Here is a 23,772-nt window from a genome sequence, read left to right as displayed (position 1 = left end):
ACAAGAAACAGAATCGAAAGTGTGACAAATCTAGAAAAAATTGCAAGCAATAACTCCAATGAAACTAATGACCTATGCCTATTTATTAGAGCCTGGTCTCATAATTTGTCAATAATCATCTGACCTTTGGTAGAATTTGCTTGGTAATCAACATCCCGTGACTCCCCGTGATACTCAAGGCTGATCACTAGATCGGCTTCAGGCAACCCTGCACCCCCTCTTTCAGGCCATTCAATCAGACACATTACATCGACTTCTCCGACAAGATCACGGATGCCAATGTACTCTAATTCAAGCGGGTCTTTTAAACGATACAAATCAAAATGGTATAGACGTGCACTCTCTAAGTCATAGGTTTCAACAAGCGTGAAGGTTGGACTTTTTACATTACCACTGTACCCAAGCTTATTGATAAAACCACGTGCAAACGTGGTTTTGCCACTCCCCAACTCACCCTGCAAATGAATGTTTAGAGGCGGCTGGCAAAATTTTGCAAGCTTTGCAGCAAATTCTAAGGTGGCTGCTTCGCCGATTAGCTTAGTCATTTTCTAAATTAAGAATTAATTAATTTTCTCAGAGGAACAAATAAATCACTCGCCAACATTCCACGCATTCCATCTTCTGCTGCGAGATCAGCACTTTGCGCATGCAGTTGTACCCCAAAACATGCAGCATCATAGGCACTCAAATCTTGTGCAAGTAATCCTGCAATAATTCCTGTTAGCACATCTCCCATTCCACCACTCGCCATACCAGGATTTCCAGCTGTGCAAATCGATGTTTCATTTTCATTTGCAATCCCACTTGTAACCAAGGTTCCACTGCCTTTTAAAACTGCTACCCCACCATATTGATTTTGCAAAGTCTGAGAAGAGTTCAACCGATTTTTCTGAATTTTTTTAGTAGTACTATTTAATAAACGTGCAGCTTCACCTGGATGAGGTGTAAGTACCCAAGATTCTTTTTGCAAAGGCTCGCCCGCTAGAAGGTTAAGCGCATCGGCATCCACAACCATAGGAATATCAAATTCCAATACACGCGAAAATAATTTTTTAGCCCAAGCGTCTTGCCCTAAACCTGGCCCAATGGCCACCACTGTCGCCTGCTTCAACAGTGGGTTTAATTCTTTTATAGAGGCAACACCATGCATCATAATTTCTCTACAAGACTGCAACGCAGTATTTGCATGCTGCGGAAGCGTTGCAACAGAAACTAAACCGCTACCCGTTCTTGCCGCAGCTTCCGCAGCCAACATCACCGATCCTGCCATCCCTGCGTTTCCACCAATAACCAACACATGGCCATAATCACCTTTGTGCGCATCGACATCACGTTTTCCAAGCACAGCGTGCAGATCACTTAATTGAATAGACTTGCAGATAGGTTGGCAGGTAGATGACATAGATTGATAAACTTCTTTTGGTATTTGCAAATGATTAAAAATTATTTTACCTGAATACTCTCGCCCTGATGCGGTTAATAAACCCAACTTCATCCCTACAAAAGTAACCGTGCTGTCTGCTTGTATCGCAACACCTAATGGGCAACCGTTATTTGCATCCAATCCAGATGGAACATCTACACTAAGAATAGGAGCAGTATGTTGATTGGCTAATTCTATAGCCGTTGCATAATCTCCTTTAACTATTCGAGTCAATCCTGTCCCCAGCAAGGCATCTACAATAACGTCACAGCCAGAGAACTCATGCTCATCAAAAGCAGTACAAAACCCATTATTTTCAACAAACATATCATGGGCTTTTTTGGCATCGCCCTGTAATTTGGCATGATCTCCAACCTGAATTACTTTTGTTTTAAGATTTGCAGCTAGCGCAATACTGGCAATTACATATCCATCACCACCATTATTACCCGTACCTGCCAACACAATGATATGGTTCGCATTTGGCCATGCTAGTTGAATTTCACGAAACGCAGCTTCAGCGGCCCGTCGCATTAAGCTAAAACTGGGTATATTAAATTCTTCGATTGCAGTGCGATCTAATTCCCGCACTTGCTCAGTAAGATAAACATCTTTTACAAAATCACTCATAAGCAAAGTATATCTAAGCCCTAAATGAATAGCTCCACTACAGATTTCTCAAAACTCGCGCAAGACATAAGAGCTTGGAGCATTGAACTTGGCTTTGATGAAGTTGGAATTACCAATACTGAATTGAGTGAACACGAAACTCATCTTATGAATTGGTTAGCAGCTGGTTATCAAGGTGAAATGCAGTACATGGATAAGCACGGAACAAAACGCTCACAACCTGAAAAACTGATCCCAGGAACCATCCGCATAATCTCTACTCGTATAAATTACCAAACACCTGATGCCGCAGATGAAGAAGATGTATTAAACAACCATGAACTAGCTTATATCTCTAGATATGCACTAGGCCGCGATTATCACAAAGTGATTCGCAAACGTTTGCAAAAACTCGCTGATAAAATTGCCAAAGAAGTTGGCCCATTTGGTTACCGTGCATTTGTTGACAGCGCACCCGTATTAGAAAAAGCCCTGGCGGAAAAAGCAGGACTCGGCTGGATTGGTAAACACACTAATTTAATTAACCGCGAATGCGGTTCATGGTTTTTCTTAGGTGAACTGTATACCGACCTGCCCTTGCCCATAGATTCACCCGTTGAAAATCATTGTGGCACGTGTAACAAATGTATTGAAATTTGCCCTACACAAGCCATTATTGCGCCTTATAAATTAGACGCTCGCCGCTGCATTTCTTACCACACAATAGAGCTTAGAGAATCAATTCCTATTGAATTTAGAAAAGCCATGGGTAATCGCATTTATGGCTGCGATGACTGCCAATTATATTGCCCCTGGAATCGCTTTGAGCAAAAAAGCGAACTAGCAGACTTTGCAGTACGAAATAATTTAGATGCGCCAGAACTTATAAGCTTATTTAGCTGGAGCGAAGAAGAATTTTTAAAGAATACTGAAGGATCCGCTATTCGACGCATTGGTTATGAATGCTGGTTAAGAAATATTGCCGTCGCACTGGGCAATGCACCTAGCAGCTCAAAAATCAATACTGCTTTGCAAGAAAAACAGAGCCACCCAAGTGAATTAGTACGTGAACACGTTGCATGGGCAATAGAACAACACCATTTAAATTAGCTATTTATTCTGCTTATAAAAATCAATCAGCCCAATAGTTGATGAATCCTCATCAGTAACTAAACCATTATTTTTGATTTTATCTAACAAATTATTTGCAGTGCGTTTGCCCAGCTCAACACCCATTTGATCAAATGAATTAATATTTAATAGAGCGCCATGTACAAATGTTTTGTGTTCATACATAGCTATTAGTAGGCCTATCGAATAGGGGTTCAATTCGGTTAAAAATATAGTATTGCTGACTCGATTACCTGGAAAAACTTTATGCTCTGCATACTTCGCGGGCCCTATTGCTTCGAGAGTCTGTCCCTGCATTAAGGCCTGAGTTTGGCCAATCATATTGGCTAATAGCATGTCGTGCTGCACGTGGTTATCATGCCCAGGCTTAGCAACCCCTATAAAATCACAACTCAATTGATGCGTTCCCTGATGCAACAACTGAAAAAAACTATGTTGCGCGTTGGTGCCCACATCCCCAAACACAATTGGTGAACTTGGAACATTTAAAACATTACCCTCTCGATCAACAGACTTTCCATTACTCTCCATCACCAATTGCTGCAAATAAGCAGGCAGTAATTTCAGCCTTACGTCATAAGGCAAAATCACATGAGCTTGAGCTTCAAGAAAGATTTGATTCCAAACCTCCAGTAATGCCATTAAAACAGGGATGTTTTTATCTGTAGGAGCATTTATAAAATGCTCATCCATTGCATGCGCGCCCTTCAACAAATTTTTAAAAGCACCCATTCCTACTGATAGCACTATAGATAAACCAACCGCAGACCATAACGAATACCTGCCACCAATTTCATCCCACATTGGAAATATATTTTCTTCTGCTATACCAAACTTTCGTGCATTTTCAACATTAGCTGTCACCGCAACGAAGTGGTCTTCATTTTTTAGATTTTCACTTTTTAATAACCAATTTCTTGCAGTTTTTGCATTGGTAAGTGTTTCTTGCGTAGTAAAACTCTTAGAAGTAACGATAAAGAGCGTATTCTCAGGATTCAGTTTATTCAATACGCGGTTAATTTCTTCAGCATCCACATTCGCTACAAAATGAACACTTAAATTGGGCTTAGATATTTCCTGCAATGCATCGCAAACAAACAATGGCCCGAGATGGGAGCCTCCGATACCAATATTTACAATATCTGTAATATTAGACCGATCAACTTTTTCTACAAAAGCCTCAATAAGCAATAGGATGGCAACTTGTTTTTTTGTTAACGCTGAATTTTGGTTTTCTAAGTTGCGTAATGCTGTGTGCTGGACTGCTCGATCTTCAGTTGAGTTTATTTTTTCTCCAGAAAACATTTTTTCTCGACATGCATGCACATCGCATTCATCAAATAGCGCAACAAGTTTTTCAATGGTTACTGAATTAATGCGATTTTTTGAATAATCAAGCAGCAGGCCATCAAACTGGACAGAAAAAGTGGAGAAACGATTTGTATCTTGCGCAAACATATCTCGCATGTTGTGAGATTTTGTTTCCTCAAAATGTGAAGCAAGCGCTTGGTAGGATGATAATTGTGTTATTGAGTCACGCATAGTGATTTTAATATCGCACAAAAAATAAAGGCGCTAATTAAAGCGCCTTTATCTGAAATTTTTTTTAAGCGTTAAGAATCGTCATTTGATACGCGCTTAAATTGTATAAGTTGTGTAAGTTTTACACCAAATACATCTAGCTGCGCCCATACTGCAAGAATAAACGTTAACACTACACAAATTACTACTAACACCCACATATCTATCTCCTTAACTAATAAATATTCTTTTGCAAAGTATACTGAATTAGCGCTTCGGTAACAGTAAGTTGTCGATTAAGCGCGCTTTCCCTAACCATGCTGCCACTAAAATTACAATAAAATCAGTACTATAGCTTGCAGGCTCCATGTCTTTAGCATTCCTGATTGCTACATAATCTGGTTGAAATCCAGCCTTCATAAGGTGGCTCATTGCCTGCTTTTCAATTTCAGCAAAATCTTGAGACCCTGATTCAATTTGGGTTTTAACTTCTAACAATGCCTCATGAATTTGTTTGGCTTGTGCTCTTTCGTTTACATTTAGATATGAATTACGAGAACTATAAGCAAGTCCATCCTCTTCACGTTGAGTAGGGACTTGCTCAATCAGAATTGGAAAACTCATATCTTGAACTAAACGTTTAATGATAATCAGTTGCTGATAATCTTTTTCTCCAAACACCGCCACATCTGGACGGATCATGTGAAATAGTCTCGCCACCACTTCAGCGATGCCATCAAAAAAGCCTGGTCGATATTTACCGCATAACTGATCATTAAGTGGATACTTGGGTATAGCTTGCTGGGGTTTATGCACTGCTGCATACACCTCTTCATGTTCCGGCATAAATACTAGATCTACATTTTCAACTTGTAATGCCGCAAGATCTTGCTCAGGTGTGCGAGGATATACTTTTAAATCTTCACTGCGATCAAACTGCAGCGCATTAACAAATATACTACATATCACTTTGTCTCCACAGCGATGTGCATGCTTCATTAACGTTAAATGGCCTGCATGCAAGTTACCCATAGTAGGCACCAACACAACTTTATTACCCAGATTCTTCCATTTATTAATATGCTGACGTAATTCAGCAACGGTGGTTACAGTTTGCATACAGGAAATTTAAAAAATGAAATGTATTAAGCAGGAAACTTAAGATTTTTCACGTCTTGCACATAGTTTACGACTGCGCTTTGTATATCTTCCGCCTCTGCAAGAAAGTTTTTTGCAAATTTAGGAGTCACGCCATGCGTAATACCGATCACATCATGCAGTACCAGTATTTGGCCATCACATTGTGAACCGGCACCAATGCCAATTACCGGAATGGAAGACTGTTGAGTAATTTTTTGCGCTAAGGCATCTGGTACACATTCCAACAATAACATATCTGCACCCGCCGCCTGTAAACTTTGCGCGCTTTGATACAGTTCATTTGCACTGGCTTCATCTTTACCTTGCATGGCATATCCACCCAACTTATGAATATATTGCGGTCGTAAACCTAAATGCGCACAAATTGGAATACCACATTCACTGAGCTCTTGCACAATACTAACTTGGCGGCTGGATGCTTCTAGTTTCACCATTTGCGCACCACCTAACTGAATTAGATCAGTGGCATTTGCTAGAGCTTGCTCTACATTGGTGTAAGACATAAAGGGCATATCTGCAATCAAGAAAGCCTGTTTAGCTGCGCTACTTACACATTGGCTATGATAGATCATATCTTCCATAGTCACTGATACCGTACTGTCTCGTCCCTGCACGACCATCCCAAGAGAATCCCCTACAAGAATAATATCCATCCCAGCCTGATCCAGTATGGAAGCAAAACTCGCATCATAAGCGGTGAGACAGGCAATTTTTTCACCACTAGCCTTCATAGCATGCAAGCGAGTAAGCGTTATATTTTTGTTTGGTTTATGGATGCTCATTTTAAACTTACAAATGGTTTAACTTACAAATGGTAGCGGATTAAAGTATCGCTTACCCGCATCTGTATTTAAAATCTCACCCAACAACTGCTCATAGTCTTGATCGTTATTAATAAAATCAATATCACTTGCATTAACAATTAAACATGGTGCGCCGTCATAATCGTAAAAGAATTTTGCATAAGCCTCATTCAACTGCTCTAGATACGCCGTTTCAACTAATCGTTCATAACCGCGTCCGCGTTTACGTATACGCTGTAACAAAATTTCTACTGGGGCTTGCAAGTACACCACCAAGTCGGGCTTTGGAGCATCGATCGTTAAGTGCGAGTAGATTTGCTCATACAATTCATATTCACTTGCATTCAATGTTACTTGCGCGAATAAACGATCTTTTTCAATTAGGAAATCTGCAACTCTTACCGGCGAAAAAATATCGGCTTGCTTAAATTCTTGAAGCTGCTTGGTGCGTTGCAATAAAAAATACAATTGAGTTGAAAGTGCAGCCTCACGAGGGTTTTGATAAAAACGTTCCAAAAACGGATTGTCATCTACGTGCTCCAACAACAAAGTTGAACCAAATTCATCCGATAGGCGCTGCGCCAAACTGGTTTTACCCACACCAATGGGGCCCTCTACAACAATATATTTAAGATTATGCTTGATCATTTTGGTTATTTATTCTTGATAGCTCATAGGGCGGCAACTGCGCAATCAAATCCTCAACCGGTCCCTTACCCGGAATAATGAGGTCCGCTTGCAGCTCTTGTAAAGGAATAAGTACAAATTCTCGTTCCGCCACACCGTAATGTGGGATTTGCAGAGTTTTAGTATCCATTTGTAGATCACCAAATAGAATAATATCTAAATCCAAGGTCCTTGGCCCCCAGCGTTGATCTTTTCTTTGTCTTTGGTGCGCCTGCTCAATGCCCTGTAGCTCAATTAACAAACTTTCTGGCGGCAGACTCGTTGAAATCTTCGCTACAGCATTTACATAGTCAGGCTGATCTGACGGCCCCATTGGCTTGCTCACATACAAACCTGAAGCCTTCATCAAATGAGTATCCGATATAGAATCTAGCTCCTGCAATGCACGGGTAACTTGTTCTTGAGGGTCTGATAAATTACTACCCAAACCTATATAGGCATCTACCGTTTGCATCACACTATTTTGATCGTGGCGTTTAAAAACTATCTAAAGCTTAGTGATAGGTTTTCTTTTTAGAACGGCCAGATTTCGTATTTGACCCAGACTGATTAGATTTTTTTTGTTGCGCGTGTATCATTTTCTTGCGTGTAGCATCATCGACATCTTGAAACACTGTCCACCATTCACACAACTCCTCTACTGGCTCACCCGCACTGGCTCGCAAACATAGGAAATCATATGCAGCACGAAATCGATCATGCTCGTAAAGTTTATATACTAGTTTGCCACGACGACGATAAAAACGATGTTGCAGATTCCATATATCGCGCATTGAATAAGAAAAACGCTTAGGAATAGAAGTGTAAGGAAGTTGCGAAAGAATCGTGTCTTTTATTGACGCATCATGAGCTACTTGAGGAGAAAGACCATCCAATTCTAATTGCTTGCTCAGCTTGCACATAGGCCCCCATAAAAACACAGCATACAAAAAAGCAGGGGTAACCGATTTTCCTGAACGTATGCGGTCATCGGTATTTTCTAATGCTATTTTAACCAAATTAGTAAACGAATTAGCACCTTGATCTAACACTTGCTCCGTTAACGGGAACATATGGCGAAATAAATCGAAGTCACGCAAGCCTTGATAGGTTTGCAACGCGAAGCCGCCATGAAACAGTTTAATCATCTCATCAAACAACCGCGCTGAAGGTACTTCAGACAATAAACAGCCTAAGCGTATAATGGCATCTTTAGCGCTCTCTTCAATTTCAAAATTTAATTTTGTAGCCAATCTTACCGCACGCAACATACGTACTGGGTCTTCGCGAAAACGCAGATCAGGGTCTCCGATAACGCGCAATACTTTTGCATCGACATCTTGCAGACCCTCTACTAAATCCAGGATTTGATCTTTCTCAGAATCGTAAAACAATGCATTAACCGTAAAGTCACGTCGAAATGCATCTTCTTCAATACTGCCAAAAGTATTATCTGCAATGATACGTCCTTGTGTATTTACACTAGCCGTATTAGCAGCACGAAATGTTGCTACTTCAGTAAAGCCACCTTCGAAGTAAACATGCACAATGCGAAATCGCCGACCTATTATTCGACTATGCTCAAATAGTTCGCGCACGTTCTCTGGGGTGGCATCTGTGGCAATATCAAAGTCTTTAGGGTGAAGATTTAGCAGCAAATCGCGAACACCACCACCTACGATATAGGCCTTAAATCCGGCTGCATGCAATTGGGAAATTACATCCAAAGCACCTTCGCAGATCAAGCTCGAATCAATCGAAGGCTCACCCAACCTGTTCATTGAGGTTTTATTGTGATTTTGATCTAAATCCTTCATGCGCTATTTAGTCTTTCAAATGGAATAAAATTATCAGTAATATCTTTAACTTATCATAGCATTTTTAACCATTACCTTGATTCAAAAGGAAATTAAAATGAGGCAAATCTGCTCACTTTCCAGTCATTCCAGATACATATTTTGTCAAAAAAACCACACAATTTACTTTGTAATTGTGAATAAAAAATTACCCCAACGACATACCAACTTAACACTCAACATGTTAAAATTTCTACCTAGAATTTCAACATCTAGTCTTTGAGGTACGTCGATGACACAACTTGTAGATAACGCTAGTCTTCCCAGTTTTAACGAACAGAGGATTTCTCCGGTAATTTTACTCGCAACCTGGCTGTTTTTAGGTCTTGCCACCTATGGCTATGCAATGTTCAAAATATGGGCGCCACAGCTAACTCAGTCATTACTAATTATTACGTAACGTAACCTCAGCTTGATGCGTTACCCGTAACATGCACATGAGTTTTTATTCGTGTGAGGTAGTCGTTACGCTTCAACTAAAAATAACAACATGAATTCTGAACACATCAATGAACGAAGGGCACTAGACGATCGTCGTAAAACGGAAAGTGAACCACCCTTTCCGTTTTTTGATAGCGAGCAAACTTTAGTTCGTGAAAACAGGCGAAGAACACCTGACAGAAGAATCAATAATATTCAAATAGACCGCAATAACGAAGAGTCTACAAAAGAAGCTACCAGACTATTTCTTTGGCATAAAGAAGCAGTCTGTGAATTATTTCCCGGCACAAACGAAATTATTGTGGGTCGTGCACAAGCTTGTGAACTGATTTTTCAAAACCGCTACACTTCTCGCCACCACGCAAGATTTAAGTTTGAAAATGGTGAATTCACCATTACCGACCACAGCACCAATGGCACTTATATTAAAAACGAAGAAGGTGAGATGTTTTTAATGGGTGAAAAAATGGAACTACATGGTAGCGGTATCGTAAGCTTAGGCACCCCAATTGAATACGTTGAAAAAGACGTTATTCACTACTTCTGCCCATAATTTATTCCAAGCGATCTAGATTTAAATAAATCTTCAAACGACCAATCTAGCCGCACCCCCTCCACATAACCTCTGCAAATTGTTGAATGGCTAAAATTAAGCTATTTCTCGCTTCATTAATCGGTAGATTTCTACCATCTGGCTGGAGAATAGTCTTAAGGTATTCAAAGTGTTAGCTATTTCCGCATACTTTGACATTCATTAGTTTATCCTCCTTTTTTATGAAAGAACGCAGAAATCAAGAACGTCGTCGTTGGGGCAGAAAAGTCACTTATCCATTCATTGATAGTGAAGGCGTACTCGTTACCAAAAACCGCCGCCGAAAGATTGATCGTAGAGATGATCTCCCTGAGGAAGATCAAGCAGCACAGGAAGAAGAAACTCAATCTTCCGTTGCTGGCAAGTCTAAACAAGAAAATAAAAATACTTCGCTAGACATTAGCGAATCAAAAGTAATGGAATTGGAAGAAGCATTACAGGATGAAAGCAAGCCTGAATCAAGCATAGCGGCATCTATAAAAGATTTAGAAGAAGAGATACTAGATGCAACCAATATAGAAGCTGTTTCTAAAGAGAAATTTGAAGCAGCAAGTAAAGAAAATGCACCTGCAGAAAAACAAATAGCCAAACCCAAAATAGTTGAAAAGCCTGCCGAGCTTCCAGAGATTGATACAACCGCTAATGGGAAATCAAATGGAAAAGATAAGGGTGTAACGATTGAGCTATTAATAAAAGGTAAAAAGCATGTGCTCACAACAGACAAAGACACCTGCAAAGTAGGACGTGACCCTAGTTGCGATATTATCATTCAGAACAAATTCGTTTCTCGAATGCATGCACAGATAATTTTGAAAGATGGAAAGTTCTTAGTTGAAGACAGTAGCTTCAATGGCACTTATATCGAATTTAGTAACGGCCAGAAAATCCACGTCTCAAAAGACGAGCAAACCCTCGTGGCTAACGGTTTAATGAGCATGGGCAAACCTGTGGACGACAAATCCAAATCCGTTATTGAATTCAAGATCAGCCAATAAATTTCTCTTTCGCAAAAATAATCTAGTTACCTAATTCATGGATAGTCAGCTATTCATAAAATACATGAATTTACACAAACTCAGTGCTTCCCGCTGACTTTGCGTATTTCACGCCGTTGGTGTTTATCTGGCTTGCCGTGAGACTTCGGCATGCTGGCATTTAATAATTTTCGTTGTTCAGTCCTAAGCTCACGCTCTTGTATGCTTTGTGGTGTTTCTTCATAAAGCAGCTGCGCGGCTTTGGCTGGGCCACGTTTGTCATTTAGTGCGACTATTTTTACAACTGAATGTATTTGACCGCGGGTAATTTCAAGCTGGTCTCCCGCTTGTACGGGTCGAGATGATTTCACGCGTTGGTCATTTACATGCACTTTGCCACCATTCACTGCATCGGCTGCAATAGCGCGTGTTTTAAAAAACCGTGCTGCCCAAAGCCATTTATCTACACGGACTTTTTGTGGAATATTCTTATCTTCAGGCATAGGTTTATTCTAACCTCATCAGTATAATTCATCACTTTAAACCGCTGAAATCTTTACCATGAAACTAGAACTGATTAGTTTTAACGTCTGCCCATTTGTGCAACGCAGTGTCATTACCCTTATTCATAAGAATTGTGACTATGGCATCACCTTTATTGAATTAAGCAACCCGCCAGATTGGTTTCTTGAAATTTCTCCCTTAGGCAAAGTACCCGTTCTAAAAGTAGATGATAAAGAAGTGCTTTTTGAGTCTGCGGTGATTAACGAATTTATAGATGATGTTACCCCTGGCACTTTAAAACCTTCCGACCCTCTTACTTTAGCGAAAAACCGTGCTTGGATTGAATACGGTGGCACTTGTTTAGCTGACTTGTACATGATTTCTGATCATAACGAAGAAGCCGATATGAAAAAGCAAATGAATGAGTGTGTAGAGCGATTGCAACGAGTGGAAGATATTTTAGGTGATTCCACCTTTTTTAATGGCGAAGAACTTTCGCTCATTGATGCTGCTTATGCACCGTTGCTGATACGCTTAGATTTTATGAATGAAAAATTGAATCTAATTGATTGGAACACCTTTCCAAAACTTAAAAAATGGCGGGACAACTTACTCGATTTAAAGTCTGTTCAAAAATCGATTATTGATAATTTTGACCTGCATTACACCAACAAAATTAAGGGTCAGAACGGGTATTTGGCTAGTATCCTGCAATAAGATAATTTGAAACTTATTTACGAGTTACAAACTAGAATTAACTACTCATTCCTTAACAGCAATTAGGTTATGAACCTTAGCAACACCACCTATACTATTTGCCATTTCAGCTGCTGCACTTTTAACACTTTCATTTTCGACAAACCCTGCAAGTAGTATTTGTTTTTGCTTTACTTCGGTAGTGATAGCCGTTGCTCCGCCCAATCCGGTAGTTTTTGTAAGCTTTGTTTTTAACTTTGCAGAAATATTAGCATCATCTAAAACCTCACCTGCACTTCTAGAACCAGGAAATACAATCAGTGCATCCAACACTTTTTTTGCGCCTGCAACGCTATTCGCAATACTTAGTGCTATTGATTCTTCAGATTCAGTACTGACAAACCCCGAGAGCTGCAAAACCCCTTTAGAGACTTCAACATTGATATTCCTTGCAGGAACATTCTTTTCACTAATAAGTGCTGTTTTTGCTTTAGAAGCAATGACCGCATCATCAACATGTTCGCCGGCACTTTCAGCTAACAAAGATGATATTAAAACTAAATTTAATAGTGCAGCCATTACTATATTTTTTAAATTCATATTCTTTCTCTATTTGTTATTACTCATACATTACGAGCTATAAAAACTTGAATTGATATACATAAATTATCAACCATTGCTTAGACCCAGTAAACTATGTGCTCCGCTACTTCCATCACTTCTGTTTCGCTAATGACACGATTTTTGACAGATTTCTTTTTTTTATGCACGGTACTGCGATCACCAGAAATTAAGTAATGCCATTTAGGCAGCCCTCTGCCTTCATGCAGTCGACGATATGAACAAGATTTCGGCAACCACTTGAATTCTTCGACGTCGTCTACCTCAAGTTGCAGACAATCATCAACCAGTTTTCTACGATGCTTATAGTCCTTACATTGACAGGTGTTCTCATCTAACAAATGACATGCTACATCGGTATAAAACAGCTCTTTAGTTTCAGCATCTTCTAATTTAATTAGACAACACTTCCCACAGCCATCGCAGAGAGATTCCCATTCTTTTTGGGACATCTCTACAAGTGTTTTGGTTTTCCAGAATGGTTTTTCTGATTTTTCTTTATTTGGCGATTTCATTAATCATCTGATTCAAACGGTTGACGAAGGTAGCCGGATCTTCAAGCTGCCCACCTTCTGCAAGAATCGCTTGATCAAACAAAATTCGCGCCCAATCCTCAAAACGATCTTCAGCTTGTTCATTTTCCATGCGCTGCACTAAAGTATGCGTCGGATTAATTTCTAATACCGGCTTACTCTCGGGCATGTCATGTCCGGCTTGTTTCATGAGATTCTGCATATATAACGCCATATCTTGTTCACTCAACACGATACAGGCCGGAGAGCTCGTTAGACGATGCGAGACTCGCACATCTTCTACTTTTTCTTCTAATACTCTCTTGATGCGCTCTATTAATCCTTCTGCATCTTTCTCTGCTTTCTCGCGTTCTTTTTTATCTTCCTCACTGCTTAGCTTATCAAGATCAAGTTCTCCTTTAGCTACTGAAGCAAAAGATTTTTCTTGATATTCATTTAGATGACTCATCAACCATTCATCTACGCGGTCAGAAAGTAGCAATACCTCAATATCTTTTTCTTTGAAAATTTCTAGATGCGGGCTATTTTTAGCTGCGGCATAGTTATCTGCAGTAATGAAGTAGATTTTCTCTTGATCAGATTTCATGCGCGCAAGGTAGTCATCCAAAGAAACCGTTTGTCCATCACTATCTTGATGCGTTGATGCAAACCTTAGTAGCTTGGCTATTTTTTCTTTATTAGCAAAATCTTCGCCAGGACCTTCTTTTAAAACTTTGCCGAATACATTCCAAAATTCTTGATACTTAGCAGACTCATTTTTAGCTAACTTTTCTAACAAACCAAGAATCTTTTTTACTGAACCTGAACGTATATTGTCGATAACTTTATTGTTTTGCAGAATTTCACGCGAAATGTTCAGCGGTAGATCATTTGAATCTATCACCCCACGCACGAAACGCAGGTAACGTGGCATTAGCTTATCCGCATCGTCCATAATGAACACGCGTTGTACATAGAGTTTGACACCATGCTTTGTATTGGGCTCAAACAAATCAAACGGCGCTTGCGAAGGAACGTACAACAAGGAAGTGTATTCCGTTTTCCCTTCCACTCGATTATGGGTCCACAATAATGGATCAACAAAGTCATGCCCTACATGTTTATAAAACTCCTTGTATTCTTCTTCAGTAATTTCACTTTTAGGGCGCACCCATAAAGCAGAAGCTTTATTTACCGTTTCCCACTCATTGGTAAGCTCACTTTTATCATCTTCACCACTCTGATCTTCCTTGGTCTCATCATTATTGATCTCATCTTCCTTGAGCATCTCAATAGGCAAAGGCACATGATCTGAATAGGTGCCAATAATTGATTTCAGACGATAACTGCTTAAAAATTCATCTTCATCTTTCTTTAGATGCAAAATAACTTCAGTTCCACGTTGTTCTTTTACAGCCTGTTCTAATGTATACGAACCGGTACCTTCAGATTCCCACTGAACGGCTTGATTATTTTCAAGCCCAGCACGCCTGGTAATTAAGGTAACTTTGTCGGCAACAATAAATGCAGAGTAAAAACCTACTCCAAACTGGCCGATAAGATGCGAATCTTTACTTTGATCCCCCGTAAGTGTATCTAAAAACTCTTTGGTGCCTGATTTGGCAATCGTGCCCACATTGCTGACCACCTCATCACGACTCATACCCACACCATTATCTCGTATCGTTACGGTGCGGTCCTCTTTGTTAAACTCGACTTGAATCTTTAACTCTGCATCATTACTTAATAAGGAATCATCAGAGATCGCCTCAAAACGTAACTTGTCGCACGCATCCGATGCATTGGATATCAATTCGCGTAAAAATATTTCTTTATTTGAGTAAAGCGAATGAATCATTAAGTGCAGAAGTTGTGAAACTTCTGTTTCAAACTGCAATGTTTCTTTCTTGTTACTGTCTTCGGTCTTTTTGTTTGTTTTTGTATTCATACTCTTAATAATGCGTTGGTTATTTAAAATTTACGGTTTTAACTTAACGATTTATTTGACCATCTACTACAAAAGATAAACTTTCGCTGGGTGCACCTGGGCCATAATCCGTCAAATCTTCTAAGGTGGCTTTTAAGTTAAGTTGTTTTACATCTGGGTTTTTAGCTAAATGCCCAACGATGGCTTCATCGGCTTTTACACCAAAGGTTTTGAGCAAAGCTCGAATATCTTTTCTGCTGTTGTCATCCATCGTCATTCTCCTAATTATTGGGTCACTTTTTGAAAAATAAAGGCCTCTAGAAATTTCTCTAGCGTTTCGCGTGCTTGCTGGAAATTATCCACTGGTGCTAGCAGTTCTTCCAATCCATGAACAAAAGGGCCTACTTTCTCTGGTTTGCCGCATTCTTGATAAATCGTCTGCACATGACTAGGTAACATCTCTAAGTGAAACTGCAGTGCGAGTGTAGAATCACCGTAGGCGAAACCTTGATTTACGCATGCCTCGCTCGTCATAAAGTTTTTAGCGCCCTTTGGAATATCAAAAGTATCGCTATGCCAGTGAATAGCATCAAAACGAATTGGCAAGTTCTCGACTCGTTCATCCATAAGTCCTTTGGTACGCTTAACCGGAAACCAACCTATTTCTTCATTTGCATTCTTACTGACCTTAGCTCCCAACACATTAGCGATAAGTTGCGCGCCCAAACATACCCCTAACACAGGTATTTCACGTTTTAGCACCGATTCAATAAATTCTTTCTCTAAAGTAAGCCATGGATATTCATCATCATCCCCCACACCCATCGGCCCACCCATTACCACCAATGCATCAATATCGTGTATCGATGGCAAAGATTGATCTTCGTACATACAAGTTCTCGACAAAGTACAACCACGAGCAACAAATATATCTTCCATTGAGCCTAAGCCTTCAAATGGAACATGCTTCAAGTAATGTATTTGCATAAAAATTATTTAGCTATCAACAACCTGCTCATGATCAAGCAGCCATTGTTTGCGTTGCACAAGCTTGCCTGTGTCATCACCCATAAAACCACCTAAGCCCGCAACACTTACCACTCGATGACAAGGAACCAGTAACAATAACTGGTTACGCCGACATGCATTACCTACTGCACGTGGACCCGATTTAATCTTTTTAGCTATTTCTCCATAGGTTTTAGTACTGCCAAATGAAATTTTTCTAATTTGATCCCATACTCTTAATTGATAATCCGTTCCTTGCTTAAATAAAAACGGCAAATTGAATTCTTCTAGATCTCCTGAAAAATAAGCCGTTAGTTGTTTTTGTATTTCTACTGCAAAAGGATCTTTTTTAGATAGCGCACGCACTTGATCAGCGACTTGCCGCACTTCCATTACAAAGTCATCTTGATAATCCACCGCGATCTTGCCGATTGGGGTTTTTACAACGATTTGATCCATACTGAATTGTACATGTTTGACCTGGAGGGTCTGCTATAGACTTTACTATGGCAGAAACAAAAACGCCTCGATATACGAGGCGTTTCGAATAAAATTTAAAACTACAGCTATATTTTTTCTTTTAGATTTTTTCCTTGATCCTAGCGGCCTTACCGGTACGTCCACGCAAGTAGTAAAGCTTAGCTTGTCTTACGTTACCTTTACGCTTTACCGCTACACTTTCAATTAAAGGACTGTGAGTCTGAAATACTCGCTCAACCCCTTCACCATGCGAAAGTTTCCGTACTGTGAATGCGGAATTTATTCCACGATTACGTCTGGCAATGACAACACCTTCAAAAGCCTGCAAACGTTCACGATCGCCTTCTTTTACTCTTACCTGCACAACTACGGTATCACCAGGACTGAAGTCAGGTAAATCTTGCTTGAGCTGATGCTGGTCTATTTCTTGGATAATATTCGACATGTTCTTAAGGTACTTTAGTTTTGGTGTTCTTGTATATATTCCTGTAGCAAGGCCTTTTGCTCATCGCTTAGCTCTAATTTTTCAATTAGATCTGGCCTGCGTTGAAAAGTACGTCCCAATGACTGTTTTTCGCGCCATCTCTGAATGGCTTGATGGTCACCGCCCAGTAATACCTTGGGTACACTGAGATCGTTGATTCTTTCCGGGCGCGTATAATGCGGGCAATCGAGCAGCCCGTCAACAAAGGAATCCTGATGTGCCGATTCATCATGCCCCAATGCCCCTGGAATGTGTCTAATGAGTGCATCCACCATCATCATTGCAGGTAATTCACCACCGCTCACTACAGTATTCCCGATCGAGATCTCCTCATCGACCCCAGCTTCAATTAAACGCTCATCAATGCCCTCATACCGTCCTGCAAGCAGTATCAGATTACTGTAGGCAGTTAGTCTTTCTACATCCGCATGTTGAAATGGTTTGCCTTGAGCGGACAGACAGATCACTCGCACGCTAGTTTCAGATTTCCTAGCCTTTTGTATGGTTTTTAGTAAAGGCTCAAATTGCATCACCATGCCTGGGCCGCCCCCATAGGGACGGTCATCCACACGACGATTAAGGTCGCTAGAAAAATCTCTAGGATTGAAAACTTCAAGGCTGGCAATATTATTTTCAATCGCCCTACCTACAACACCGAACATTGCCAAGTTCAATACCATTTCTGGAAACAGTGTAATGACTTTAAAATTCATTAATGTAAGCGCTAGTAGTCTTTTTGCCAATCAACCGTAATTTTTTTCTGCTCTAAGTCTACGTGTTTAACCACTTGTTCACGAATATATGGAATTAATATTTCTTGCTTGTCATTTTTATCTTGCACTACCAACACATCATTCGCCCCGGTCTCCATCATCCTCTTAACTAGGCCCAGCTGATCTCCTTCAATGTTAATTACACTTAGTCCTTCCAACTGAAACCAGTAAAACTCATCGCTCACGAGATCAGGCAACTCGGTCTTAGCAATCCAAATCTCAGAACGCACCAATGTTTCCGCTAGAGTACGGTCATCAATGTTACTCAACTTTGCGACAATTTTATTACTATGCAACTTACCCTCTTGCAGTTCATATATCTCTGCACTGCTGGATGTTCGCAACTGCCACTTTGAGTAATCGAGAATCTGTTCTTTAGGACGACAAAAGGAAAATATTTTTAGCCAACCCTTGATGCCGAAAACACCTTGGATAGCTCCGAGCTGAATATGTGTATCTTGCTGACTCAAGATGCAGCCCAATACGGGCTAAAGAAATTGTTTTGAAAAGGCAGTGCTTATTAAGCAGCTTGCTTGAGGTGATTCTTCACCAGATATGCAACTCGGTCTGAAGGCTTAGCTCCGTGACCACACCAATGCTCAAAACGCTCCATCTCAATATTCAACCTTACTTCCTGACCTTTTGCAGTAGGATTAAAATAGCCAATTCGTTCAATGTAACTACTATCACGACGTTTGCGCGAATCCGTTACAACAATGTGGTAGAAAGGGCGCTTTTTAGCTCCGCCTCTGGCTAATCGAATGGTGACCATATATTTCTAATCTGAATATTTGCGTTATTGAGAGCCGGGCATTGTACGCAGATTTGGCCGAAAATAAAGCGTATTGAGGCACTTCAGCCCTGAGATTAAGAGATAGATAAAGGGATAAGAGACGGTTCAATTCCTTACGCTAACCCAGACGGCATCTCAGTCCGTGAATATATCAAGCCATGCGTTAACCTAATCCTGGCGGCATCCCACCACCTTTCAATCCTTGCATCATGCGCTGCATGCCTCCTTTCTTGGAGAACTTCTTCATCATTTTCTTCATTTGTAGGTGCTGCTTAAGCAGACGGTTTACATCTTGCACCTGAGTACCGGACCCAGCAGCAATACGACGCTTGCGGGTATTCTTAATCACATCTGGAAAACGACGCTCATGTGGCGTCATAGAATTGATGATCGCAATCATCTGATGCAAAGACTTGTCATCTCCCATACCTGATGCTTTTTGAGCCATTCCCGCAGCACCCAGAATTTTATCCATAATGCCAGCCATGCCTCCCATACTCATCATTTGTTCAAGCTGACTTTTTAAATCAACCATATTGAAGCTTTTACCCTTTTTAATTTTCTTAGCAAGTTTCTGAGCTTTTTCGTGATCAACTTTTTGCTCAACTTCTTCAACCAAACTCACCACATCGCCCATTCCCAAAATCCGCGATGCAATACGATCTGGATGAAACGGTTCTAGCGCTGTGGTTTTTTCGCCGGTTCCCAAAAATTTAATGGGTTTACCCGTTACGTGTCGCACCGACAAGGCTGCGCCACCTCGCGCATCACCATCTGTCTTGGTCAGAATTACGCCGGTTAATGGCAGTGCTTCATTAAACGCTTTTGCAGAGTTCGCCGCGTCCTGACCACTCATACTATCGACAACAAATAATGTTTCAGTGGGCTGTATGGCTTGATGCAACTGAATGATTTCTTGCATCATCTTTTCATCAACATGCAATCGGCCCGCAGTATCCACTAACAACACATCTTTAAATTGTGTTTTAGCTTGCTCTACTGCTCGCTTGGCAATATCAATCGGCGCCTGACTAGTATCACTTGGTATAAATTCAACACCTACTTCATTTGCCAGTGTTTGCAGTTGTTGAATTGCCGCTGGACGATAAACGTCACAACTCACCACCGCGACAGATTTATTTTGTTTCTCAGTTAGAAAGCGAGAAAGTTTACCGATACTGGTGGTTTTACCTGCACCTTGTAATCCCGCAATTAATATAACCACAGGAGGTTGCGCAGCGAGCGCTAATGATTCATTAGCATCCCCCATCAAATGCGCTAACTCATCATTTACAATCTTGATGAGCGCCTGACCAGGAGACAAACTGGTCAATACTTCTTGGCCTAAAGCTTTCTCTTTAATGCTTGCAATAAAATCTTTGACAACCGGCAACGCAACGTCGGCTTCTAGCAAAGCCATACGTACTTCGCGCAACGTTTCTTGGATATTTTCTTCGCTTAAGCGTGCTTGCCCGCGCAGTTTTTGAACAGTACCCGCAAGGCGAGTGGATAAACTATCAAACATAGAAATATGCTCCTATTAAGGAGCCTAGTTAACAAAGGAAGTGGATTATAGCGAAATTACAACGTAATTAGATCGAAATTAAATCGTAATTAGATCCTAATAATCTGGCCACTGGTGAGCTGATGTATTTTAAAGTCTGAAATAGCGGTATTAAGCTGCTCGATGATCAAGTCTTCTTTCCCTGGCTGCAAATGAGAAATGTATAATTCTGGACGATGGTTTAATTTTTTTAAGTCATCTGCCAAGGCATTAGGATAATAATGCTTCGCATCACGACCAATATCTTCATCTTCGTTGGTAAACCCGCACTCTACAATAATCATATCCATTCGCGGTTCTTCATTAAGCGCATCCCAGAAGGTGTCATTGGTAAATGAATCGCCACTGAATGCAATACTGCCTGTGCCATTGTTGATGATATATGCCGCAGCAGGAACAGAATGATTCATTTCCACCATCTTTATGACCTTGTCGCCAAACTCTATACAGTCGCCAGACTGCATCGATTCATAAATAATCACAGGAGTTTTAGGATCAGGTAACTCGAAAAAGTTTGGCCACACATCCCAATTGAAAATATTCTTTGCTAGCACATCATAGGTCTCTTGTTTGCAGTGCAACGTCAAAGGGCGATCTACAAGAGCATCGTAGACCGTGTCCAACAACATCGGTAATAAGGCAATATGATCTAGGTGGCTATGAGTAATGAAAACATGTTGGAGTTTAGACAGTTCATCAAGCGACAGGTCGCCCAAACCCGTGCCACAATCGATTAGCACCGAGTCATCTATTAATAGCGAGGTGGTCTTATTGCCTAAGCCAATTCCACCGCTGCAGCCGAGGATACGTATATTCATTGGTTATTAATGATCAAGATCTGAATAATGCTATCATTGCCAACAACACAGAAATGTCTAACCGATCTCAATTCACTTTAGATATGATTGTCTGAGATAATGACCTGATAAACGAAGATATTTATTACATCGATCCTAGTTTCTTGTGACCTCGTTCTCATTATATTAGCCACTTAAAGCAGAATTTTTTGTTTGTATATGTCAAGCATACTGAAATACAGCACCATAGTATTTTACGCAATCACTTTTGTCGTGCTGTTGTGGCGCTCACACCTCCCATCAAATAGTCAAATTACTGACAAACGCGGCCTTATGCTATTGATGTGGGCCATTGCTTGCGTATTGCATGCAGTACACCTTTACCCACAAACCTTTACATCCCAAGGATTGAATCTAACCTTTTACAACATCGTCTCTCTGATGCTGTTTATGATTTCCACTCTGGTTTTAATTTTATCCATCTCCAAGAAAAGAGAATTTATCGGTTTGTACTTATTGCCCATTGTGGTTGCCGGTATTGCATTGACGATTATTAAACCTGAAATTCATGTCGCCACATCAAATGTTCGCGGTTTGCAGTTACATATTGTATTTTCACTTTTCGCTTTTAGTGTGCTCACTATTTCAGCTATACAATCGATTTTGTTATTCAATCAAGAACGCCATCTTCATAAAGCAAAATTTGACAGCATGACGCGCGTCTTACCGCCGCTGCACGATACTGAAAAGTTCTTATTTCAAACTATCACTATCGGCTTTGTTCTACTTTCTGTTGCACTGGTAAGCGGATTTTTATTTTTAGAAAATATGTTTCAACAACATATTGTTCACAAAACAATCTTATCTATCTTAGCGTGGGTGCTTTTTGCAGTACTGCTGTGGGGGCGTTGGAAATTTGGTTGGCGTGGACAAATGGCGGTTCGCTGGACCCTAGGCGGCTTTGCTTTTCTCATCTTGGCCTACTTAGGAAGTAAGTTTGTCCAAGAAATTCTACTGAATAGGGCAACTAACATACCTCTCTCTTGACAAATAACTGCGTGCGGCAGTTAATGACTGTATCTTTATTACCGGAGGGTCAACACGACCTTGGACGAATACTCGATAGGCACACTTCTATTAGTGTTGCTCATATTAATTTTTCTCTCAGCATTTTTTTCAGGCTCAGAAACAGCGTTAATGGCCTTAAATCGTTATCGCTTGCGTCATTTAGCAAATAACGGTCACCCTGGCGCTAAACAAGCACAATCACTTTTAGAAAAACCTGATCGCTTAATTGGTTTAATCCTATTGGGCAATAATGTTGTCAATTTACTAATTGCCCAACTTGCAGCGTACATCGGTTATCGAATGCACGGCAGTTTCGGAATTTTTGTTGCCAACCTTATTTTAATTTTCGCGATTTTAGTGTTTGCTGAGCTGACACCAAAAACACTTGCCGCATTACATTCAGAGAAACTAGCGCTACCCGCTGCGCGGATTTACAAGCCATTATTAACGGTAATGTACCCGTTCGTTTGGGTAGCTAACTTCTTTTCAAATTCACTACTACGATTATTTGGAATAAATGTTGAAAAGAGTGTGCTCACTTCACTTTCTCACGATGAACTTCGTACTGCAGTAAATGATGAGGGCACAACTATATCTAGCGAGCACCAACAAATGCTCCTGGGTGTTTTAGATTTAGAACAAATCACTGCCGAAGATATCATGATCCCTAAAAATGAAATTATTGGTATAGACCTTGATGATGATTGGGAAGACATTGTTACGCAATTAAAAAATATATCCTATACACGCGTTCCGGTTTATCGAGACAGTATTGATAATGTTGTTGGCTTCCTACATTTGCGGAAATTCATTTTAAAAATTTTAGATAAAGACTTGGAACGCGAGGATTTAGAAAAAGTAATCCGTGAACCTTTCTTCATACCCGAAGGCACACACTTAAAAAAACTGTTATTTGAATTTCAGGCCAAAAAACGTCGCTTAAGTTTGGTAGTCGATGAGTTTGGTGATATTCAAGGCATGGTTACCTTAGAAGATTTACTAGAAGAGATTGTCGGCGAATTTACTAACGACCCCGCAAGCTATGATGTTGAAATTCATCCACAGAAAGATGGCACATTCCTAGTTGATGGAAGTTCACATGTCCGCGATATCAATAAAGCCTTAACTTGGAAGTTACACGCAGACGGGCCAAAAACTATCAATGGTATAATTTTAGAACACATGCAATCCATCCCAGAGCCAGGCACCAGTGTGTTAATTGATGGCTACCCCATAGAAGTTGTACAAATACAGAACAATGCAGTTCGCACGGTGCGCATAAGCCCTCGTTTACCACAACACGAACAGGTTGCCTAATCTTTACTCTCCCATACGAGTAAAGCAAGAAAATCTACTGATCTAGTACAA

General features: G+C 40.4%; 28 protein-coding genes. 7 read left to right on the top strand and 21 right to left on the bottom strand.

Annotated elements, in window-relative coordinates; translation table 11 throughout:
• Positions 1-98 precede the first annotated feature (98 nt).
• Both tsaE and GKR92_13075 read right to left on the bottom strand, forming a co-directional pair.
• Positions 99-545 (bottom strand): tRNA (adenosine(37)-N6)-threonylcarbamoyltransferase complex ATPase subunit type 1 TsaE, encoded by a 447-nt coding sequence (gene tsaE / locus GKR92_13080; GenBank protein QMU62583.1) that lies wholly within the window; start codon positions 543-545, stop codon positions 99-101.
• A gap of 8 nt (positions 546-553) precedes the next feature.
• Entirely contained in the window at positions 554-2,053 is a 1,500-nt protein-coding gene (locus GKR92_13075) for an NAD(P)H-hydrate dehydratase (protein ID QMU62582.1), read from the bottom strand.
• A 24-nt stretch (positions 2,054-2,077) separates the two neighbouring features.
• Here GKR92_13075 and queG point away from each other — a divergent pair, with 24 nt between their 5' ends.
• Positions 2,078-3,142, top strand: a complete 1,065-nt coding sequence (gene queG, locus GKR92_13070) for a tRNA epoxyqueuosine(34) reductase QueG (protein QMU62581.1) — start codon at positions 2,078-2,080, stop codon at positions 3,140-3,142.
• On the opposite strand, the gene GKR92_13065 is transcribed toward queG, so the two are convergent.
• The 6 genes from GKR92_13065 to pcnB all read right to left on the bottom strand — a co-directional run bounded on the left by GKR92_13065 (position 3,143) and on the right by pcnB (position 9,131).
• Positions 3,143-4,705, bottom strand: coding sequence for a glucose-6-phosphate isomerase (locus tag GKR92_13065; GenBank protein ID QMU62580.1), 1,563 nt, complete (start codon positions 4,703-4,705; stop codon positions 3,143-3,145).
• A gap of 246 nt (positions 4,706-4,951) precedes the next feature.
• Positions 4,952-5,803 (bottom strand): pantoate--beta-alanine ligase, encoded by an 852-nt coding sequence (locus GKR92_13060; protein QMU62579.1) that lies wholly within the window; start codon positions 5,801-5,803, stop codon positions 4,952-4,954.
• A 26-nt stretch (positions 5,804-5,829) separates the two neighbouring features.
• The gene (gene panB / locus GKR92_13055; GenBank protein QMU62578.1) at positions 5,830-6,627 is read right to left on the bottom strand and encodes a 3-methyl-2-oxobutanoate hydroxymethyltransferase; all 798 of its coding nucleotides are present in this window, start codon (positions 6,625-6,627) and stop codon (positions 5,830-5,832) included.
• A gap of 18 nt (positions 6,628-6,645) precedes the next feature.
• Positions 6,646-7,296 (bottom strand): AAA family ATPase, encoded by a 651-nt coding sequence (locus tag GKR92_13050; protein ID QMU62577.1) that lies wholly within the window; start codon positions 7,294-7,296, stop codon positions 6,646-6,648.
• Positions 7,283-7,789 carry a 2-amino-4-hydroxy-6-hydroxymethyldihydropteridine diphosphokinase gene (folK, locus tag GKR92_13045; protein QMU62576.1) on the bottom strand — a complete coding sequence of 169 codons (507 nt, stop codon included), beginning with the start codon at positions 7,787-7,789 and terminating at the stop codon, positions 7,283-7,285. Before folK ends, GKR92_13050 begins: the two co-directional genes overlap by 14 nt.
• 40 nt (positions 7,790-7,829) lie before the next feature.
• A complete protein-coding gene (gene pcnB / locus GKR92_13040) occupies positions 7,830-9,131 on the bottom strand; it encodes a polynucleotide adenylyltransferase PcnB (GenBank protein QMU62575.1) in 1,302 nt (433 codons plus the stop codon).
• 271 nt (positions 9,132-9,402) lie between these two features.
• Between pcnB and GKR92_13035 the strand changes: the two genes are divergently transcribed.
• From GKR92_13035 to GKR92_13025, 3 genes are all read left to right on the top strand, one after another.
• The gene (locus GKR92_13035) at positions 9,403-9,570 is read left to right on the top strand and encodes a hypothetical protein (GenBank protein ID QMU62574.1); all 168 of its coding nucleotides are present in this window, start codon (positions 9,403-9,405) and stop codon (positions 9,568-9,570) included.
• 90 nt (positions 9,571-9,660) lie between these two features.
• Positions 9,661-10,164, top strand: a complete 504-nt coding sequence (locus GKR92_13030) for an FHA domain-containing protein (protein ID QMU62573.1) — start codon at positions 9,661-9,663, stop codon at positions 10,162-10,164.
• A 221-nt stretch (positions 10,165-10,385) separates the two neighbouring features.
• Positions 10,386-11,198, top strand: a complete 813-nt coding sequence (locus tag GKR92_13025) for an FHA domain-containing protein (protein ID QMU62572.1) — start codon at positions 10,386-10,388, stop codon at positions 11,196-11,198.
• Positions 11,199-11,278: 80 nt separating this feature from the next.
• Here GKR92_13025 and GKR92_13020 read toward each other — a convergent pair whose 3' ends face one another.
• The gene (locus GKR92_13020; protein ID QMU62571.1) at positions 11,279-11,680 is read right to left on the bottom strand and encodes an RNA-binding protein; all 402 of its coding nucleotides are present in this window, start codon (positions 11,678-11,680) and stop codon (positions 11,279-11,281) included.
• Between the two features lie 58 nt (positions 11,681-11,738).
• Here GKR92_13020 and GKR92_13015 point away from each other — a divergent pair, with 58 nt between their 5' ends.
• Positions 11,739-12,398, top strand: a complete 660-nt coding sequence (locus GKR92_13015; protein ID QMU62570.1) for a glutathione S-transferase family protein — start codon at positions 11,739-11,741, stop codon at positions 12,396-12,398.
• A 45-nt stretch (positions 12,399-12,443) separates the two neighbouring features.
• On the opposite strand, the gene GKR92_13010 is transcribed toward GKR92_13015, so the two are convergent.
• The 12 genes from GKR92_13010 to GKR92_12955 all read right to left on the bottom strand — a co-directional run bounded on the left by GKR92_13010 (position 12,444) and on the right by GKR92_12955 (position 21,357).
• A complete protein-coding gene (locus tag GKR92_13010) occupies positions 12,444-12,977 on the bottom strand; it encodes a BON domain-containing protein (GenBank protein ID QMU62569.1) in 534 nt (177 codons plus the stop codon).
• An 80-nt stretch (positions 12,978-13,057) separates the two neighbouring features.
• Positions 13,058-13,513 (bottom strand): YcgN family cysteine cluster protein, encoded by a 456-nt coding sequence (locus GKR92_13005; protein QMU62568.1) that lies wholly within the window; start codon positions 13,511-13,513, stop codon positions 13,058-13,060.
• A complete protein-coding gene (htpG, locus tag GKR92_13000; GenBank protein QMU62567.1) occupies positions 13,497-15,458 on the bottom strand; it encodes a molecular chaperone HtpG in 1,962 nt (653 codons plus the stop codon). The genes GKR92_13005 and htpG overlap by 17 nt, the downstream gene beginning before the upstream one ends.
• Before the next feature lie 43 nt (positions 15,459-15,501).
• Entirely contained in the window at positions 15,502-15,708 is a 207-nt protein-coding gene (locus GKR92_12995; protein ID QMU62566.1) for a hypothetical protein, read from the bottom strand.
• 14 nt (positions 15,709-15,722) lie between these two features.
• The gene (locus tag GKR92_12990) at positions 15,723-16,424 is read right to left on the bottom strand and encodes an amidotransferase (protein QMU62565.1); all 702 of its coding nucleotides are present in this window, start codon (positions 16,422-16,424) and stop codon (positions 15,723-15,725) included.
• Positions 16,425-16,433: 9 nt separating this feature from the next.
• Positions 16,434-16,904 carry a methylated-DNA--[protein]-cysteine S-methyltransferase gene (locus tag GKR92_12985; protein ID QMU62564.1) on the bottom strand — a complete coding sequence of 157 codons (471 nt, stop codon included), beginning with the start codon at positions 16,902-16,904 and terminating at the stop codon, positions 16,434-16,436.
• Between the two features lie 121 nt (positions 16,905-17,025).
• Positions 17,026-17,370: a 50S ribosomal protein L19 gene (gene rplS, locus GKR92_12980; protein QMU62563.1), complete on the bottom strand. Its 345-nt coding sequence runs from the start codon at positions 17,368-17,370 to the stop codon at positions 17,026-17,028.
• Positions 17,371-17,384: 14 nt separating this feature from the next.
• Complete coding sequence (gene trmD / locus GKR92_12975) at positions 17,385-18,122, bottom strand: tRNA (guanosine(37)-N1)-methyltransferase TrmD (protein QMU62562.1); 738 nt, start codon at positions 18,120-18,122, stop codon at positions 17,385-17,387.
• A gap of 11 nt (positions 18,123-18,133) precedes the next feature.
• Positions 18,134-18,664, bottom strand: a complete 531-nt coding sequence (gene rimM, locus GKR92_12970; protein ID QMU62561.1) for a ribosome maturation factor RimM — start codon at positions 18,662-18,664, stop codon at positions 18,134-18,136.
• A gap of 38 nt (positions 18,665-18,702) precedes the next feature.
• Positions 18,703-18,954, bottom strand: coding sequence for a 30S ribosomal protein S16 (rpsP, locus tag GKR92_12965; GenBank protein QMU62560.1), 252 nt, complete (start codon positions 18,952-18,954; stop codon positions 18,703-18,705).
• A gap of 184 nt (positions 18,955-19,138) precedes the next feature.
• Positions 19,139-20,500, bottom strand: a complete 1,362-nt coding sequence (locus tag GKR92_12960; protein ID QMU62559.1) for a signal recognition particle protein — start codon at positions 20,498-20,500, stop codon at positions 19,139-19,141.
• An 89-nt stretch (positions 20,501-20,589) separates the two neighbouring features.
• Entirely contained in the window at positions 20,590-21,357 is a 768-nt protein-coding gene (locus tag GKR92_12955; protein QMU62558.1) for an MBL fold metallo-hydrolase, read from the bottom strand.
• 198 nt (positions 21,358-21,555) lie between these two features.
• Between GKR92_12955 and GKR92_12950 the strand changes: the two genes are divergently transcribed.
• Together GKR92_12950 and GKR92_12945 are read left to right on the top strand one after the other, a co-directional pair.
• A complete protein-coding gene (locus GKR92_12950) occupies positions 21,556-22,383 on the top strand; it encodes a phosphohydrolase (protein QMU62557.1) in 828 nt (275 codons plus the stop codon).
• A 60-nt stretch (positions 22,384-22,443) separates the two neighbouring features.
• Entirely contained in the window at positions 22,444-23,721 is a 1,278-nt protein-coding gene (locus tag GKR92_12945; GenBank protein ID QMU62556.1) for a DUF21 domain-containing protein, read from the top strand.
• Positions 23,722-23,772 lie beyond the last annotated feature (51 nt).

The sequence above is a fragment of the Gammaproteobacteria bacterium genome (assembly GCA_014075255.1).
Taxonomy (GTDB): Bacteria; Pseudomonadota; Gammaproteobacteria; order UBA4575; family UBA4575; genus JABDMD01.
Note: the sequence above shows the minus strand (reverse complement) of the source record. Positions and strands in the feature narration are given on the sequence as shown.